Here is a 14,070-nt window from a genome sequence, read left to right on the forward strand (position 1 = left end):
CGTCAGGTCAGCGGCCGGGGCCGGGTCAACTCGTCGTAGACGCTGAGCACCTGGGCGACCGTGTCGTCCTCGGTGGGCCAGGTGGCGGCCTGCCGGGTGCCCATGTCCCGCAGTGCCTCGCGGCGTTCGGGGTCGCCGAGCAGCCGTATGACGGCGCCGGTGAACGCGTCCACGTCCTGGTCCGGTACAAGTTCGGCCGCGTCGCCCACGAGTTCGGGGATGCCGCCGGTCCGCGCGGCGACGAGCGGCACCCGCGCGTGCAGGGCCTCCTGGGCGAGGACGGAGCGGGCCTCCCAGCTCCTGGGCAGCAGCGCCAGGTCGGCGGCGGCGAGCAGCTCGCCGACGTCGTCCCGCCGCCCGAGGAGCCGGACCGGCAGTTCCTCGTCCTCGATCCGCCGCTGGAACTCCGCACGCAGGGGCCCCTCCCCCGCGACGACGAGCAGCGGCACGGGTTCGATGAGGCGCCAGGCGCGGGCCGCGTCCAGCAGCAGCTCGTGGCCGCGGCCCGGGTCCAGGGAGGCTACGGCGATCAGCAACGGCCGGTCGATGGCGCCGAGTTCGGCCCGCACCTTGGAGCATGAACGGTCCGGGTGCTCATATCCGGCGGTCGGCCGGGGCACCGCGACGGCGGCGAGCCGGGCGTCCCGCGCGCCCCTGCCGCGGGCCCGGTCGACGAGTTCGGAGGTGGTGCCGAGCACGACGGTGGCGGCCTTGACCACACGGCGCTCCAGCAGCCGCATCAGGTGCGCGCGGGCCCCTTCGGCGTGCGCGTGGTTGTGCCAGGTCACCACGAGGGGCGTGCTGCGGCCGCTGAGCGCCAGCACGGCGCGGAAGGAGGCGTGCAGCCCGTGCGCGTGCACCAGGTCGGCGTCCGCGCAGACCGTGCGCAGCGCGGCCACGGACACCGGGTCGCTGCTGCGCGGCACGTGCACGTGCTGGGCGCCGACGCCGGTGAAGGAGTAGGCGCGGTCGGCCTCGGCGGGGGCGCACACCGTCACCCGCACGCCCCGGGCGACCAGGCCCGCGGCCAGCGACCGCACGTGCGCGCTGCTGCCGGCGCTGCCTCCGCCCAGCACCTGCACGGTGCGCAGCGTCGACTGACCGTGCGATACGTGGCTGCTCACGGGGCTCACGCGGCCGGGGCTCCTGGGTTCGGCATCGGGAGGGTCACGGGGAAACGTACAGAAGGTATCGAGCCGGGGTACAAAGCCGCACATGCTGTCCCGGCTCACTGCCCCCGGCGTCCAAGGATGCCAGTACGTACGGGTGTTCCGGGTCGGCGCGGGGTGCCGGGCGCCTGCGGGAACGGTTCGACAGCTTGACGCCGGATCACCCGTAAGAGTGAAACCGGCGGGTCGGCATCGCCCTCGGCGCGTTCACTTTCTCCCCATGCGCGGGAGCGGCGGCCACCGCGAGGGCGTACGCGACCGGTCCGCCGCGCCCGTCGCACGCGACGGCGCCACGCCAAGGGCGTGCGCTCCCGTACCACCGCTCACCACCCGCTCCCCGAGCGCGCGGGGCAGCACCGCCGCGGCGACTCCCCCGACGGCGCCCCGTCCACCGCGCGGCGGCGCGAACACCGCGCCGGCCAACCGACCGGGCCGCACGTCCAGGAGGGGTGTGACGACGCACGCGATCGCCACCCCGTCGAGCGGCCTTTCCTTCGGTCGCGCCCCTGCGGCGGGGATCCGCGGTGGCTCGACCGTCCCGCGGGTGACCTCACCGCGCCGCAGGGCGGCAAGGCACGCCCGGAAGCCGCGCCGCGAGCCACCGTCGACGTCGTCGTGGCCCCCGCGACTTCCAACGGCCGACACCGCCAAAGCCACCTCGGGCCGCACGCGCCCAACCCCAACCTCAGCCACAGCCACAGCCACAGCCACCGTCGCCGAACCGGCACACGCAGCCGCCATCCCCAGACCCACCACGGACCACACCCGTCCGACCCCGGACAGGCCGTCGCCGGTCCGGTGTGCCGCCCGATGGGCCGTCCCGCGTGGTGCTTGCGGCACCAACGCTCGCGTCCGGCCGGTGGTGTGGGGGGATGTGTGCGCGAGGTGGCGGCGCGGGAGATCATTTCGCCACCCCATGCACTTCCTAGGCGTCCGCCCGGGCCGCGGCGAGCAGTTCCTCGGCGTGTGCCCGGGCCGTCTGCGAGTCCTCCTGGCCGGCCAGCATCCGGGACAGCTCCCGGACGCGGTCCTCGCCCTCGAGCACCTTCACGCCCGACCGGGTCACCGAGCCGTCGTTGGTCTTCTCCACCAGCAGTTGCCGGTCGGCGAAGGCGGCGACCTGGGGCAGGTGGGTGACGACGACGACCTGGGCGCTCTTCGCCAGCCGGGCCAGGCGCCGCCCGATCTCCACGGCCGCCTTGCCGCCGACGCCCGCGTCGACCTCGTCGAACAGATACGTCGGCACCGGATCCGTCCCGGCGAAGACGACCTCGACGGCCAGCATCACGCGCGACAGCTCACCGCCGGAGGCGCCCTTGGCGATCGGCCGGGGCGGCGCCCCGGGGTGCGGGGCGAGCAGCAGTTCGACCTCGTCGGCGCCGGTCGGCCCGCAGGCGACGGCACGGCCGCCGACCTCGACGCCCTCGGGGTCCTCGGTCTGCCGGATGTCGAACGACACGCGCGCGTGCGGCATGGCCAGGGAGGCCAGCTCCGCCGTCACGGCGGCGGCGAACCGCTCCGCGGCCTCCGTCCGGGCGTCCGTCAACGCCTGGGCCAGACCGCCCAGTTCGATGCGCAGTGCGTCCCGCTCGGCGGTCAGCTCCCCGATCCGCTCGTCGTCGCCGTCCAGCTCGGTGAGGCGGGCGGCGCTCCGCTCGGCCCAGGCGAGTACGGCGGCGACGCCCTTCTCGTACTCGCCGTACTTGCGGGTCAGCGCGCCGAGCGCGGCCCGCCGCTCCTCCACCGCCGCCAGCCGCAGCGGATCGGCGTCCAGGTCGTCGGCGTATCCCGCCAGTTCCCCGGCCACGTCGCCGAGCAGGATGCCGATCTCGCCGATGCGGTCGGCGAGCGCGGCCAGCGCCGGATCGTGCGACCGCACGGCCTCCAGGGCCCGCTGGGCGCCCGCGACGAGCGTGGCCGCGTCGATGCCCTCGGGGTCCTCCGGATTGCCCGCGAGAGCGGCGTGCGCGGCCGTCGCGGCGGCGGACAACGCCTCGGCGTGGCCGAGCCGCTCCGCTTCCTCGGCCAGCTCGGTGTCCTCCCCGGCCCGCGGTTCGACCCCGGCGATCTCGTCGAGGCCGTAGCGCAGCATGTCGGCCTCCTGGGCCCGCTCACGCGCACGCGTGGTGATCTCGTCCAGCTCCGCGGTCACGACGCGGAGCCGGCGGTAGGCCTCGGCGTACTTGGCGAGCGGCACGGCGACGGCGTCGCCCGCGTACCGGTCGAGCGCCTGCCGCTGCCGGGACAGCTTGAGCAGTCCCTGCTGGTCGGTCTGCCCGTGAACGGCCACCAGTTCGTCGGCGAGTTCGGCGAGCAGCCCCACCGGCACGCTCCGTCCGCCCAGGTGCGCCCGGGAGCGGCCCTCGGCCGAGACGGTACGGCTGATCAGCAGCGCCCCGTCGTCGAGCTCGGCGCCGGCCTCCTCGGCCCGTACGGCGGCGGAGGCGTCCGCGGGTACGGTGACCCGCCCCTCCACGACCGCTTTACCCGCGCCGATCCGCACCAGCGCCGGATCCGCGCGTCCGCCCAGCAGCAGTCCCAGACTGGTGACCACCATGGTCTTGCCCGCACCCGTCTCACCGGTGACGGCGGTGAACCCCGGCGACAGCTCGACGACCGCGTCGTCAATCACTCCGAGTGACCGTATCCGCATCTCCTCCAACACGACCACGACCATACGAGGTTTTGGTCGCGTCGTGCGACGCCACCCCACCCATAGAGGGGCACCCGGGGCACGCCCGTCCACCCGTGTCCCGGGACGGCGGTCCTAGTGCGGCGCCCCGCGCCACCCCGAGACCGGCAGCGCGAACTTGGCGACCAGGCGGTCCGTGAACGACGCGTGGTGCAGGCGGGCCAGCCGGACCGGTACCGCTCCGCGGCGCACCTCCACGCGCGCGCCGGGCGGCAGTTCGACCGTGCGCCGCCCGTCGCACCACAGCACGCCCGGCGGGACGTGCGGCAGCACCTCGACGGCCAGCACGGAGTCGGGCGACGTCACCAGGGGCTTGGCGAACAGCGCGTGCGCGGAGATCGGCACCACCAGCAGCGCCTCCACCTCCGGCCACACCACGGGCCCGCCGGCGGAGAAGGCGTACGCGGTGGACCCGGTGGGGGTGGCGCAGACGATGCCGTCGCAGCCGAACCCGGTCACCGGACGCCCGTCGATCTCGAGCACGATCTCCAGCATCCGCTCGGCGGACACCTTCTGCACGGCCGCCTCGTTCAGCGCCCAGTCGGTGTGCACGATGTCCCCGTTGCGGTGCACGACCACGTCGACGGTCATGCGCTCCTCGACCTCGTACGCCTTGCTGACCACCCGGTCGACGACCTTGTCGAGGTCGTCCCGCTCGGCCTCGGCGAGGAAGCCGACCCGCCCGAGGTTGACCCCGAGCATCGGCACGCCCGAGGCGCGGGCGAACTCCGCGCCGCGCAGCAGGGTGCCGTCACCGCCCAGCACTATGAGCAGCTCGCACCCGTCGAGACACTGCGGGGTGGCCTCCTTGACGAGCTCCACCTCGTCCGGCAGCGGCAGGTCGCGTGCCTCGGCCTCCAGGACGCGTACGCCGATGCCGGACAGCAGCAGCCCTTTGACCACGAGCTCGGCACTGCGGATGGCGGCCGACCGGCCGGTGTGGGCCAGCAGGAAAACGGTTCGAGCTTGGGTCTGTGTCAACGCGGCCCCTCCGCCACTGCGCGGTCAACATCGGCCGGGTCCAGGGCGGGCGCCCCGGCACGCAGCCACAGAAAGTATTCGACGTTCCCGGAGGGTCCGGGCAGCGGACTGGCGGTGACGCCCTCGGCCCCCAGTCCCAGTTCCCACGCCTTCCCGGCCACGGTCCGCACGGCCTCGGCCCGCAGCTGCGGACTCCGTACGACGCCCCCGCTGCCCAGCCGTTCCTTCCCCACCTCGAACTGCGGCTTGACCATCATCACCAGATCGGCGTCCGGCTTCGCGCACCGCACCAGGGCGGGCAGCACCAGGCCGAGCGGGATGAAGGACAGATCCCCCACGACAAGATCCACAGGCTCCCCATCGATCGCTTCGAGCGTCAACTCGCGTACGTTCGTACGGTCCTTGACGGTGACGCGTTCATCGCTCTGCAAAGTCCAGGCGAGTTGTCCGTATCCGACGTCGACGGCGACGACGTGTGCGGCGCCCGCGCGCAGCAGCACGTCGGTGAAGCCTCCGGTGGACGCGCCGGCGTCCAGTGCCCGCCGGCCCTCGACGACCAGCCCGCGTGGTACGAAGGCCTTCAGCGCGCCGGCCAGCTTGTGCCCGCCCCGGGAGACGTAGTCGGGGTCACTGTCGTCGGCGGCGACGACGATGGCGGCGGCGGTCTCCACCTGGGTGGCGGACTTGGTCGCGACGGTCCTGCCGACGGTGACCCGCCCTGCGGCGATCAGCTGGCCGGCGTGCTCGCGCGAGCGTGCGAGCTTCCGGCGGACCAGCTCCGCGTCGAGACGGCGGCGTGCGACTCCTGCCACGTTCGGTTCAGCTCCTGTGTCGGTACGGCGGTGACTGCGCGGGGGGCGCCGGAGGTGCCGGACGGGCGTCGAGCGCGGTGAGCGCGTCGCGCAGCCCCCCGTGTACATCCTCGTACACCTCGAGGTGTCCGTCCGTGGCGAGGTGATCGGCGTCACCGAGCCGTTCCAGGGCCGCGTCGACACGGGCGTCGCCGGTGGGGGGGCGGGGCACGAGCAGCGGGGCGGGGTCGTGCCCGCCGGTCGCGTCGGCCGCCTCGCCGCCGGGCGGTGGGGCCTCCCCCTCGGGGTCCGCCGCCTCCTCCCGGACCTCCGTCCCGGTCACAGAGTCGCTCATGCCCAGACGCTACCGCGAAGCCCTGGGGTAACGTCGGTGGTGATGGCAACGATCGAGGAGTGCCGCAGCGCACTCGAAAGACTCTCCGACAACATGGCGACAGCGGAAGGGGACGCCCGCGAGGCGGCGGCCCTGGACCGCTCGGTGAGCTGCCACATCAAGGATCTGGACGTCACCTTCCTGGGCCGCCTCGTCGGCGGCCGGATAGAGGTGCGGGACACCGTTCAGGGCCCGCCGCCCCAGAAGGCCGAGATCCGGCTCGCCATGACCGGCGACGACCTGCTCGCGCTGGTCGGCGGGGAGCTGGCGTTCGCCAAGGCCTGGGGATCGGGGCGGGTGAAGCTCCAGGCGAGCCTGTTCGACCTGATGCGGCTCACGAAGCTTCTGTAGCGGCCAGGCCGGCGGCAGCGCCGTGGGCCGCCGCACGCGCGCGGGCCGCGCGCGCCGCCGGCACCACCAGCGGCGTACCGGTCTCCGGGTCCTCGATGACCTGGCAGTGCAGCCCGAACACCTCCTCCACCAGTTCGGCGGTGACGATCTCGTTCGGCGCGCCCTGGGCGATGACCCGGCCGCCGCGCAGGGCGACGAGGTGGGTGGCGTAGCGGGCGGCGTGGTTCAGGTCGTGCAGCACGGCGACGAGGGTGCGCCCCTGCTCCTCGTGCAGTTCGGCGCACAGGTCGAGGACGTCGATCTGGTGCTGGATGTCCAGGTACGTCGTCGGCTCGTCGAGCAGCAGCAGCGGCGTCTGCTGGGCCAGCGCCATGGCGATCCACACGCGCTGCCGCTGGCCGCCCGACAGCTCGTCGACGTACCGCTCGGCGAGCTGGGCGACGCCGGTCCGTTCCATGGACTCGCGCACGACCCGCTCGTCCTCGGCGGACCACTGCCGCAGGATCCCCTGGTGCGGGTAGCGGCCGCGGCCCACGAGGTCGGCGACGGTGATCCCGTCGGGCGCGATCGAGGACTGCGGCAGCAGGCCGAGCGTCCGGGCGACCTTCTTGGCGGGCATCGACTGGATGACCTGCCCGTCGAGCAGCACCCGGCCCCGGCTGGGCCTGAGCATCCGCGACAGTGCCCGCAGCAGTGTGGACTTGCCGCACGCGTTGGGGCCGACGATCACCGTGAAGGAGTTGTCGGGTATCTCCACCGACAGCTGCTCGGCGATGACGCGCTGGTCGTAGGCGAGGGTGACGTTGTCGGCGGACAGGCGGTTCACGGTGCTCCTTCGGTTGCTCACTGCGTTGTTGCGGGCGCTCATATCCGCCCGGCCCTGCGCTCGGTGACCAGCAGCCACAGCAGGTAGACCCCGCCGAGCACGCCGGTGACCACGCCGACCGGCAGCTGGTCGGCGCCGAAGGCCCGCTGCGCGGTCAGGTCGGCGGTGACCAGCAGTGCGGCGCCCATGCACAGGGAGGGCACCAGGTTGGGGCCCGGGGTGGGGGCACCTCCCGCGCCGTTCAGGCAGCGGGGGAGGGTGAGGCGCCGGGCGAGCTGCGGCGCGGTCAGGGCCACGAAGCTCACGGGGCCGGCGGCCGCGGTGGCGGCGGCGACCAGCAGGACGGCACAGCCCATCAGCAGCAGCCGTACGCGTTCGACGCGCACCCCGAGGGCGTAGGAGATGTCGTCGCCCATCTCCAGGATCCGCAGGGCGCGCGCGCCCGCGAGGACGACCGGGAGGACCACGGCGCACAGCACGGCCAGCGGTCCGACCTGGGTCCAGTCGCGCCCGTTCAGCGAACCGGTCATCCAGACCACCGCGCGGGCCGCGTCCACGAAGTCGGCCTTGGTGATCAGGTAGCCGTTGACGGCGGTGACCACCGCGGAGACGCCGATGCCGACCAGGACCAGCCGGTACCCGTGCACGCCCTGCTTCCAGGCCAGCAGGTAGATGGCCACGCCGGTGACCAGGCCGCCCACGAGCGCGCCGAGGGTGACCGCGGTGGCGCTGCCCGAGAACAGGACGATGACGGTGAGCGCGCCTGCGGCCGCGCCCTGGGAAAGGCCGAGCACGTCCGGGCTGCCCAGCGGATTGCGGGAGACGGACTGGAACAGCGCGCCGCCGACGCCGAGGCAGCCGCCGACCAGGAGACCGACGAGGACGCGCGGCAGCCGCAGTTCGCGGACGACGAACTCCTGCCCCGGATCGCCCTGGCCGACGAGCGTCCTGAGCACGTCGGAGGCCGGGATCGGGAAGTCTCCGGTGCCGATCAGCACGACGCTCGCCGTGAGCGCGGCCAGCACCAGGAGGGCGACGACCGCGCACGTGCGAACGTCGATGCGCAGGGACAGCCCGCCGGGGGTGCGCAGGGCCCGTACGGGGCGGGGGGTGCGGGTGGTCTTCACAGCTGGGCCGTCCTCCGCCGCCGTACGAGCAGGATGAACACGGGGCCGCCGATGATCGCGGTGACGACCCCGACCTGGAGCTCGGCGGGCCGGGCGACGATCCGCCCCACGACGTCGGCGCCGAGCAGCAGCACGGGGGACAGGACCGTGGCGTAGGGCAGGATCCAGCGCAGGTCGGGTCCGGTGAAGGAGCGCACGACGTGCGGGACCATCAGCCCGACGAAGACGATCGGCCCGCAGGCGGCGGTCGCGGCCCCGCACAGCACGGTCGCGGCGAGCATGGCGAGCGCCCGGGTGCGGTTCAGGTCGGCGCCCAGGGCGCGGGCGGTGTCGTCGCCCATGGCCATGGCGTTGAGCGGCCGGGCCAGCAACAGGGCGACGACCGTGCCGACCGCGAAGAACGGGAGCACCTGGATGACGGTCGCCGGCGTGGCGGAGGCGAGGGAACCCACGGTCCAGAACCGCATCCTGCCCAGCGCCGCCCCGTCCATGATCATCACGGCCTGGACGTAGCCGTACAGCGCGGCGCCGATCGCGGTTCCGGCGAGCGCGAGGCGTACGGGCGTGGCGCCCCGGCTGCCGCCGAGGAACCACACCAGGGCGCCCACGGCCGCGGCGCCGAGGAAGGCGAACCAGACGTAGCCGCTCAGGCTGGTCACGCCCAGGAAGGTGATGGCGGTGACGACGGCGGCGGACGCGCCCGCGTTGATGCCGAGGATGCCCGGATCGGCGAGCGGGTTGCGGGTCAGCGCCTGGAGCACGGCCCCGGCCAGCCCGAGCGCCGATCCGGCGAGCAGGCCGAGGACGGTGCGGGACAGCCGCTCGCCGACCACGACGTCGCCGTACGTCCCCGAGTCCTGGAACAGGCCGTGCCAGACCTGGACCAAGGACAGCTCCTTCGCTCCGATCGCGATGCTCGCCAAGGCGACGAGCAGCAGTATCGCGACGGAGGCGAGGAGCCCAACGGCCCGCGCGCCTCGATGGGTTGGGGGCGCGGCGGCGGCCGCCGCGCGCTCTTCTGGGGGACTGTCGACCAACACGAGGTTAGGTTAGCCTACCCTCTCCACCGGTTCGACGGTTCCCGGCGCCTCACCGGATTCAGAGCCCCAGTCGCGCCAGCGCCTTCCCCCCGTCCAGCTCGCACGCGTCCTCGCCGCCCGCCGTCCATGCCGCCGCGCACAGCGCGCGCAGCCCGTCCAGCGCCTCCCCGTCGCCGTTCAGCTCAAGACCGGTGTCCGCCGTCGCCGTCCACCCGCCGCACCGAAAACCGTCACCCTCCCGAGTGATTTCCGGCTGCCCGGTGAGCAGCCCCCGCAGGTCAGCGTCGACATACGTCGGCCGGTGCCGAGGGGGCGCGGCGAGCAGCTTCGCGCCGTCGGTCACCCCGGTCAGGACCAGCAGCGAGTCGACCCCGCCGTTGAACGCGCCCTCGATGTCGGTGTCCAGTCGGTCCCCGACCACCAGCGGCCGCTCGGCACCGGTGCGCAGGATCGTCTCGCGGTGCATGGGCGGCAGCGGCTTGCCCGCCACCTGCGGCTCCGCGCCCGTGGCGATCCGGACGACCTCGACCGCCGCCCCGTTGCCCGGCGCGATCCCGCGTGCGCCCGGAATCGTCAGATCGGTGTTGGAGGCGAACCAGGGCACCCCGCGCGCGATGGCGTAGCACGCCTCCGCGAAACGCCCCCACGCCAGCTCCGGACCGCCGTAACCCTGCACCACCGCCGCCGGATCGTCGTCGGCCGACTCGACCGGCTCCAGCCCGCGCTCGCGCAGCGCCGTGCGCAGCCCCTCACCGCCGATCACCAGCACGCGCGCCCCCTGCGGCACCTGGTCCGCGATCAGCCGGGCCACCGCCTGCGCGGAGGTGACCACATCGGCCGCCTCCGCCCGTATGCCCAGCTCGGTGAGGTGCGCGGCCACCGCGTCCGGGGTGCGCAGGGCGTTGTTGGTGACGTACGCCAGATGCATCCCGCCCGCTCGGGCGGTACCCAGCGAGTCGACCGCGTGCGCGATCGCGTGGCCGCCCGCGTAGACCACTCCGTCCAGGTCGAGCAGCGCCGTGTCGTACGCCTCGCTCAGGGCCTGTGCACTGCCTTCGGGCCTCGTCCTGACGCCCTGGGTCATTCCGCATCTCTCCTCATGAAACCCGTTTTCCCCCGATCATCCCCCACGCCCCTGACACACGTACGATGCCGGGATGAACACAGCAGGTCCCCCACCGGCGACACCGCGCCCGGGCCTCGAACTCACCCCGTTCCGCGGGCTGCGCTACGACCCCGACCGGGTCGGCAGCCTGGCCGCCGTGACGTCCCCGCCGTACGACGTCGTCGTCCGGCCCGACGGCCTGCACCACCTCCAGTCGGCCGATCCGTACAACATCGTCCGGCTGATTCTGCCGCAGGCCGAAACGCCCAGCGCCCGCAACAAACAGGCGGCGGAGACCCTGCGCCGCTGGCTCTCCGAGGGCGTCCTGGCCGCCGACCCGGAACCGGCCCTGTACGTCTACGAGCAGCGCGACGGCGACGGCATGCTGCAACGCGGACTGATCGGCGCGCTGCGCGTGTCGGAGCCGGCGGAGGGCGTGGTGCTGCCGCACGAGGACGTCATGCCGCACGTGGTCGCGGACCGCGCCGCCCTGATGCGCGCGACCAGTGCCAATCTCGAACCGCTGCTGCTCACCTACCGCGGCGACGGCTCGACCGCCGCCACCACCATGATCATCGAACGCGTCGCGGAGCGGCCGCCGCTGCTGTCGACGACCACCGAGGACGGCTTCGGCCACCGCCTGTGGGCGCTCACCGACCCCGACGATCTCGCCCGCGTGCAGGGGGACCTGGCCCGGCACCAGGCCCTGATCGCCGACGGCCATCACCGCTGGGCGACCTACCGCCGGCTGCGCGCGGAGCACCCCTCCCCCAGCGCCTGGGACTACGGTCTGGTCCTCCTGGTCGACACGGCCCGCTACCCGCTCCGGGTTCGCGCCATCCACCGCCTGCTGCACGGCCTGCCGGTCGCCGACGCGCTGTCCGCCCTGGAGGGCCTGTTCCGCGTACGGCGTCTGGACCTGCCCCTGGCGGAAGCGCTGGAGGTGCTCGCGGACGCGGCCTGCGAGGGCAACGCCTTCCTGTTCGCCGGCGACGGCAGCTTCCATCTCGTGGACCGCCCGGACCCGGCCCTGCTGGCCCGTACGATCCCGGCGGAGCACCCCGCCGCCTGGCGCACCCTCGACGCGACCGTCCTGCACGCCACGCTCCTCGAGCACGTCTGGCACATCCCCGAGGATTCCCCGGCCCACATCGCGTACATCCACGACACGGTCGCCACCGTGGAGAAGGCCGAACGCGACGGCGGTACGGCCGTCCTGATGCACCCGGTCCGCGAGGAGGTCGTCCGCGACCTGGCCCGCCAGGGTGTCACGATGCCCCGCAAGTCGACGTCGTTCGGCCCCAAGCCGGCGTCGGGACTGGTACTGAGGGCACTGGATCTCTGAAAACGACGAAGGGCGGGCCCCGGTGACCGGGGCCCGCCCTTCTGCCTGTGACGGCCGGCGTGACGGCCTGACGGCCGCTGGTGTCCGTCAGTCCTTGCCGGCCGGGCCGGCGTCACCGCTCTCGCCGGTCACGCCGTTGTCGTCACTCTCGGCGGTCTCGGCGGTCTCGTCGCTCGCTGCGGTCTCGTCGCTCGCGTCGTTCGCGTCGTTCTCGTCGAGGGCGTCGGTGAACTCCACACCGTCCAGCTCGGCCAGCCGGTCGGAGGCGTCGGTGCTGCCGTCCCGGTCGGCCTCGACAGCCTTGGCGAACCACTCCCGTGCCTCGGAGTCCCGGCCGGCGGCGAGCAGCGCGTCGGCGTAGGCGTAGCGCAGGCGCGCGGTCCACGGCTGGACCGAGCCGGAGGCCAGTTCGGGGCTCTGCAGCGTCACGATGGCCGCGTCCAGCTGGCCCATGTCGCGCCGGGCGCCGGCCGCGACGAGCCGCATCTCCACCTGCCCGGCCTTGTCGAGCTTGTGCACATCCGGCGCCCCGGCCATGTCCAGCGTCTTCTCCGGCCGTCCGAGACCGCGCTCGCAGTCCGCCATGACGGGCCACAGGTCCACGTTCCCGGTCATCCGCCGGGCGGCCCGGAACTCGGCGAGCGCCTCGCCGTACTTCTGGCTCGCGTACGCGGCGAACCCGGCCGCCTCCCGTACGGCGGCGACACGGGACGCCAGGCGCAGGGCCACCCTGGAGTAGCCGTAGGCGCCCTCGGGGTCCTCGTCGATGAGCCGGGCGACCATCACCAGGTTCTTGGCGACGTCCTCGGCGAGCGTCTTGGGCAGGCTCTGCAGTTCCTGCCGTACGTCCTTGTCGATCTCCTCGCCCGTGACGTCCTCCGGGATCGGCAGCCGCTTGATCGGCTCACGTTCCCGGTCCCGGTCCCGGTCGTCGCGGAAACGCCCACCGCCGCGCCGGTCGTCACGGCCGCCCCGGAAGCCACCCGGGCGCCCGCCCCGGTCGTCACGACGCGGGCCGCGCCCACCACGGTCGTCACGGCCACGGAAGCCGCCGCGGTCACCGCGGTCGGATTCACGGCGGTCGTCACGACGGTCACCGCGGTCGAAGTCCCGGCGGTCGTCACGGCGGTGATCGCGGCGCTCACCGCGGTCGAAACTACGGCGGTCGTCACGGCGGTCTCCGCGCTCGTCGCGGCGGTCGTCGCGGCGCTCATCACGCCGGTCGTCGCGGCGGTCACCGCGGTCGAAATCACGGCGCTCGTCGCGGCGGTCATCGCGGCGGTAGGTGGGGCGGTCGCCTTCGCGGCGGAAGCCCCGGTCGCGGTCGTCACGACGGCCGTAGCCCCTGCGGTCACCGTCCCGCCGGTCGTCCCGCCGGTCGTCCCGCCGGTCGTCACGTCGGTCGTCGCGGCGGAAGCCGCCACGATCCCCGCGCTCGCCCCGCTCGGGGCGATCGCCCCGCTCGGGCCTGTCGTCACGACGGAAACCACCACGGTCGTCACGCCGCCCGTAACCACCGCTACGGTCGTCGTCACGACGGAAGCCTCGGCGATCGTCACGGCGCTCGCCCCGGTCGTCGCGGCGCTCACCGCGGTCGAAACTACGGCGGTCGTCACGGCGGTCACCGCGGTCGAAATCACGGCGCTCGTCACGCCGGTCGTCACGCCGGTCGTCACGCCGGTCGTCACGCCGGTCATCGCGGCGGTCATCGCGGCGGTAGGTGGGGCGGTCGCCTTCGCGGCGGAAGCCCCGGTCGCGGTCGTCACGACGGCCGTAGCCCCCGCGGTCACCGTCCCGCCGGTCGTCCCGCCGGTCGTCGCGGCGGAAGCCGCCACGATCCCCGCGCTCGCCCCGCTCGGGGCGATCGCCCCGCTCGGGCCTGTCGTCACGACGGAAACCACCACGGTCGTCACGCCGCCCGTAACCACCGCTACGGTCGTCGTCACGACGGAAGCCTCGGCGGTCATCGCGGCGCGGTCCTCCGCGGTACCCGCCACGGTCACCGCGGTCACCACCGTCCCGGCGGTGCTGACCGCGCTCCGGGCGCTCGTCGGGAGAGTTGGCGGACATCGGTGACTCCTGTCTTCTGTACGGGAAATGCGAAAAGGACCCCTGGTCCCAGCTGAACGCTGGTGACCAGGGGTCCTCCAAAGATTGTTCGGCGGCGTCCTACTCTCCCACAGGGTCCCCCCTGCAGTACCATCGGCGCTGTAAGGCTTAGCTTCCGGGTTCGGAATGTAACCGGGCGT

The 14,070-nt window shown here is 73.7% G+C and carries 13 protein-coding genes and 1 rRNA gene; 3 read left to right on the plus strand and 11 right to left on the minus strand.

Annotated elements, in window-relative coordinates; all coding sequences use genetic code 11:
• Positions 1-2 precede the first annotated feature (2 nt).
• From ACFY3J_RS27165 to ACFY3J_RS27185, 5 genes are all read right to left on the minus strand, one after another.
• Positions 3-1,133: a glycosyltransferase family 4 protein gene (locus ACFY3J_RS27165; RefSeq protein ID WP_390841915.1), complete on the minus strand. Its 1,131-nt coding sequence runs from the start codon at positions 1,131-1,133 to the stop codon at positions 3-5.
• A gap of 961 nt (positions 1,134-2,094) precedes the next feature.
• A complete protein-coding gene (gene recN, locus ACFY3J_RS27170; RefSeq protein ID WP_384175110.1) occupies positions 2,095-3,846 on the minus strand; it encodes a DNA repair protein RecN in 1,752 nt (583 codons plus the stop codon).
• Positions 3,847-3,936: 90 nt separating this feature from the next.
• On the minus strand, positions 3,937-4,842 hold the full coding sequence (locus ACFY3J_RS27175; RefSeq protein ID WP_384175108.1) for an NAD kinase: 906 nt from the start codon (positions 4,840-4,842) through the stop codon (positions 3,937-3,939).
• Positions 4,839-5,654 carry a TlyA family RNA methyltransferase gene (locus tag ACFY3J_RS27180; protein ID WP_384175106.1) on the minus strand — a complete coding sequence of 272 codons (816 nt, stop codon included), beginning with the start codon at positions 5,652-5,654 and terminating at the stop codon, positions 4,839-4,841. The genes ACFY3J_RS27175 and ACFY3J_RS27180 overlap by 4 nt, the downstream gene beginning before the upstream one ends.
• Before the next feature lie 7 nt (positions 5,655-5,661).
• Positions 5,662-5,988, minus strand: coding sequence for a hypothetical protein (locus ACFY3J_RS27185; RefSeq protein WP_390841916.1), 327 nt, complete (start codon positions 5,986-5,988; stop codon positions 5,662-5,664).
• Positions 5,989-6,030: 42 nt separating this feature from the next.
• Here ACFY3J_RS27185 and ACFY3J_RS27190 point away from each other — a divergent pair, with 42 nt between their 5' ends.
• Positions 6,031-6,378 carry an SCP2 sterol-binding domain-containing protein gene (locus ACFY3J_RS27190; protein WP_384175102.1) on the plus strand — a complete coding sequence of 116 codons (348 nt, stop codon included), beginning with the start codon at positions 6,031-6,033 and terminating at the stop codon, positions 6,376-6,378.
• Here the strand turns inward: ACFY3J_RS27190 and ACFY3J_RS27195 are convergent.
• Genes ACFY3J_RS27195 through ACFY3J_RS27210 form a run of 4 tightly spaced genes read right to left on the minus strand, consistent with a single transcriptional unit; the run spans position 6,362 to position 10,455 of the window.
• Positions 6,362-7,246 (minus strand): ABC transporter ATP-binding protein, encoded by an 885-nt coding sequence (locus ACFY3J_RS27195; protein WP_390841917.1) that lies wholly within the window; start codon positions 7,244-7,246, stop codon positions 6,362-6,364. The two genes, ACFY3J_RS27190 and ACFY3J_RS27195, sit on opposite strands and share 17 nt — an antisense overlap.
• Positions 7,243-8,331 (minus strand): FecCD family ABC transporter permease, encoded by a 1,089-nt coding sequence (locus ACFY3J_RS27200; RefSeq protein ID WP_384175098.1) that lies wholly within the window; start codon positions 8,329-8,331, stop codon positions 7,243-7,245. Before ACFY3J_RS27200 ends, ACFY3J_RS27195 begins: the two co-directional genes overlap by 4 nt.
• On the minus strand, positions 8,328-9,371 hold the full coding sequence (locus tag ACFY3J_RS27205; protein ID WP_384175096.1) for a FecCD family ABC transporter permease: 1,044 nt from the start codon (positions 9,369-9,371) through the stop codon (positions 8,328-8,330). Before ACFY3J_RS27205 ends, ACFY3J_RS27200 begins: the two co-directional genes overlap by 4 nt.
• A 58-nt stretch (positions 9,372-9,429) precedes the next feature.
• Entirely contained in the window at positions 9,430-10,455 is a 1,026-nt protein-coding gene (locus ACFY3J_RS27210; RefSeq protein ID WP_390841918.1) for an HAD-IIA family hydrolase, read from the minus strand.
• 73 nt (positions 10,456-10,528) lie between these two features.
• On the opposite strand from ACFY3J_RS27210, the gene ACFY3J_RS27215 reads away from it, so the two are divergent.
• Positions 10,529-11,821, plus strand: a complete 1,293-nt coding sequence (locus ACFY3J_RS27215; RefSeq protein WP_384175092.1) for a DUF1015 domain-containing protein — start codon at positions 10,529-10,531, stop codon at positions 11,819-11,821.
• A gap of 87 nt (positions 11,822-11,908) precedes the next feature.
• Here the strand turns inward: ACFY3J_RS27215 and ACFY3J_RS27220 are convergent, their stop codons facing one another.
• Positions 11,909-12,712: a hypothetical protein gene (locus ACFY3J_RS27220; protein WP_390841921.1), complete on the minus strand. Its 804-nt coding sequence runs from the start codon at positions 12,710-12,712 to the stop codon at positions 11,909-11,911.
• A 237-nt stretch (positions 12,713-12,949) separates the two neighbouring features.
• Here ACFY3J_RS27220 and ACFY3J_RS27225 point away from each other — a divergent pair, with 237 nt between their 5' ends.
• Complete coding sequence (locus ACFY3J_RS27225) at positions 12,950-13,897, plus strand: hypothetical protein (RefSeq protein ID WP_390841922.1); 948 nt, start codon at positions 12,950-12,952, stop codon at positions 13,895-13,897.
• 80 nt (positions 13,898-13,977) lie between these two features.
• On the opposite strand, the gene rrf is transcribed toward ACFY3J_RS27225, so the two are convergent.
• A 5S ribosomal RNA gene (rrf, locus tag ACFY3J_RS27230) occupies positions 13,978-14,070 on the minus strand; the annotation flags it as partial.

This window comes from Streptomyces sp. NPDC001231, from assembly GCF_042896885.1.
In the GTDB taxonomy this organism is placed as follows: Bacteria; Actinomycetota; Actinomycetes; order Streptomycetales; family Streptomycetaceae; genus Streptomyces.

Excerpts from the sequence above, each read along its gene's own strand:
- ACFY3J_RS27185 (WP_390841916.1), bottom strand. The coding sequence starts at position 5,988 with ATGAGCGACTCTGTGACCGGGACGGAGGTCCGGGAGGAGGCGGCGGAC.
- ACFY3J_RS27210 (WP_390841918.1), bottom strand. The coding sequence starts at position 10,455 with ATGACCCAGGGCGTCAGGACGAGGCCCGAAGGCAGTGCACAGGCCCTG.
- ACFY3J_RS27195 (WP_390841917.1), bottom strand. The coding sequence starts at position 7,246 with ATGAGCGCCCGCAACAACGCAGTGAGCAACCGAAGGAGCACCGTGAAC.
- ACFY3J_RS27215 (WP_384175092.1), top strand. The coding sequence starts at position 10,529 with ATGAACACAGCAGGTCCCCCACCGGCGACACCGCGCCCGGGCCTCGAA.
- ACFY3J_RS27190 (WP_384175102.1), top strand. The coding sequence starts at position 6,031 with ATGGCAACGATCGAGGAGTGCCGCAGCGCACTCGAAAGACTCTCCGAC.
- recN (WP_384175110.1), bottom strand. The coding sequence starts at position 3,846 with ATGGTCGTGGTCGTGTTGGAGGAGATGCGGATACGGTCACTCGGAGTG.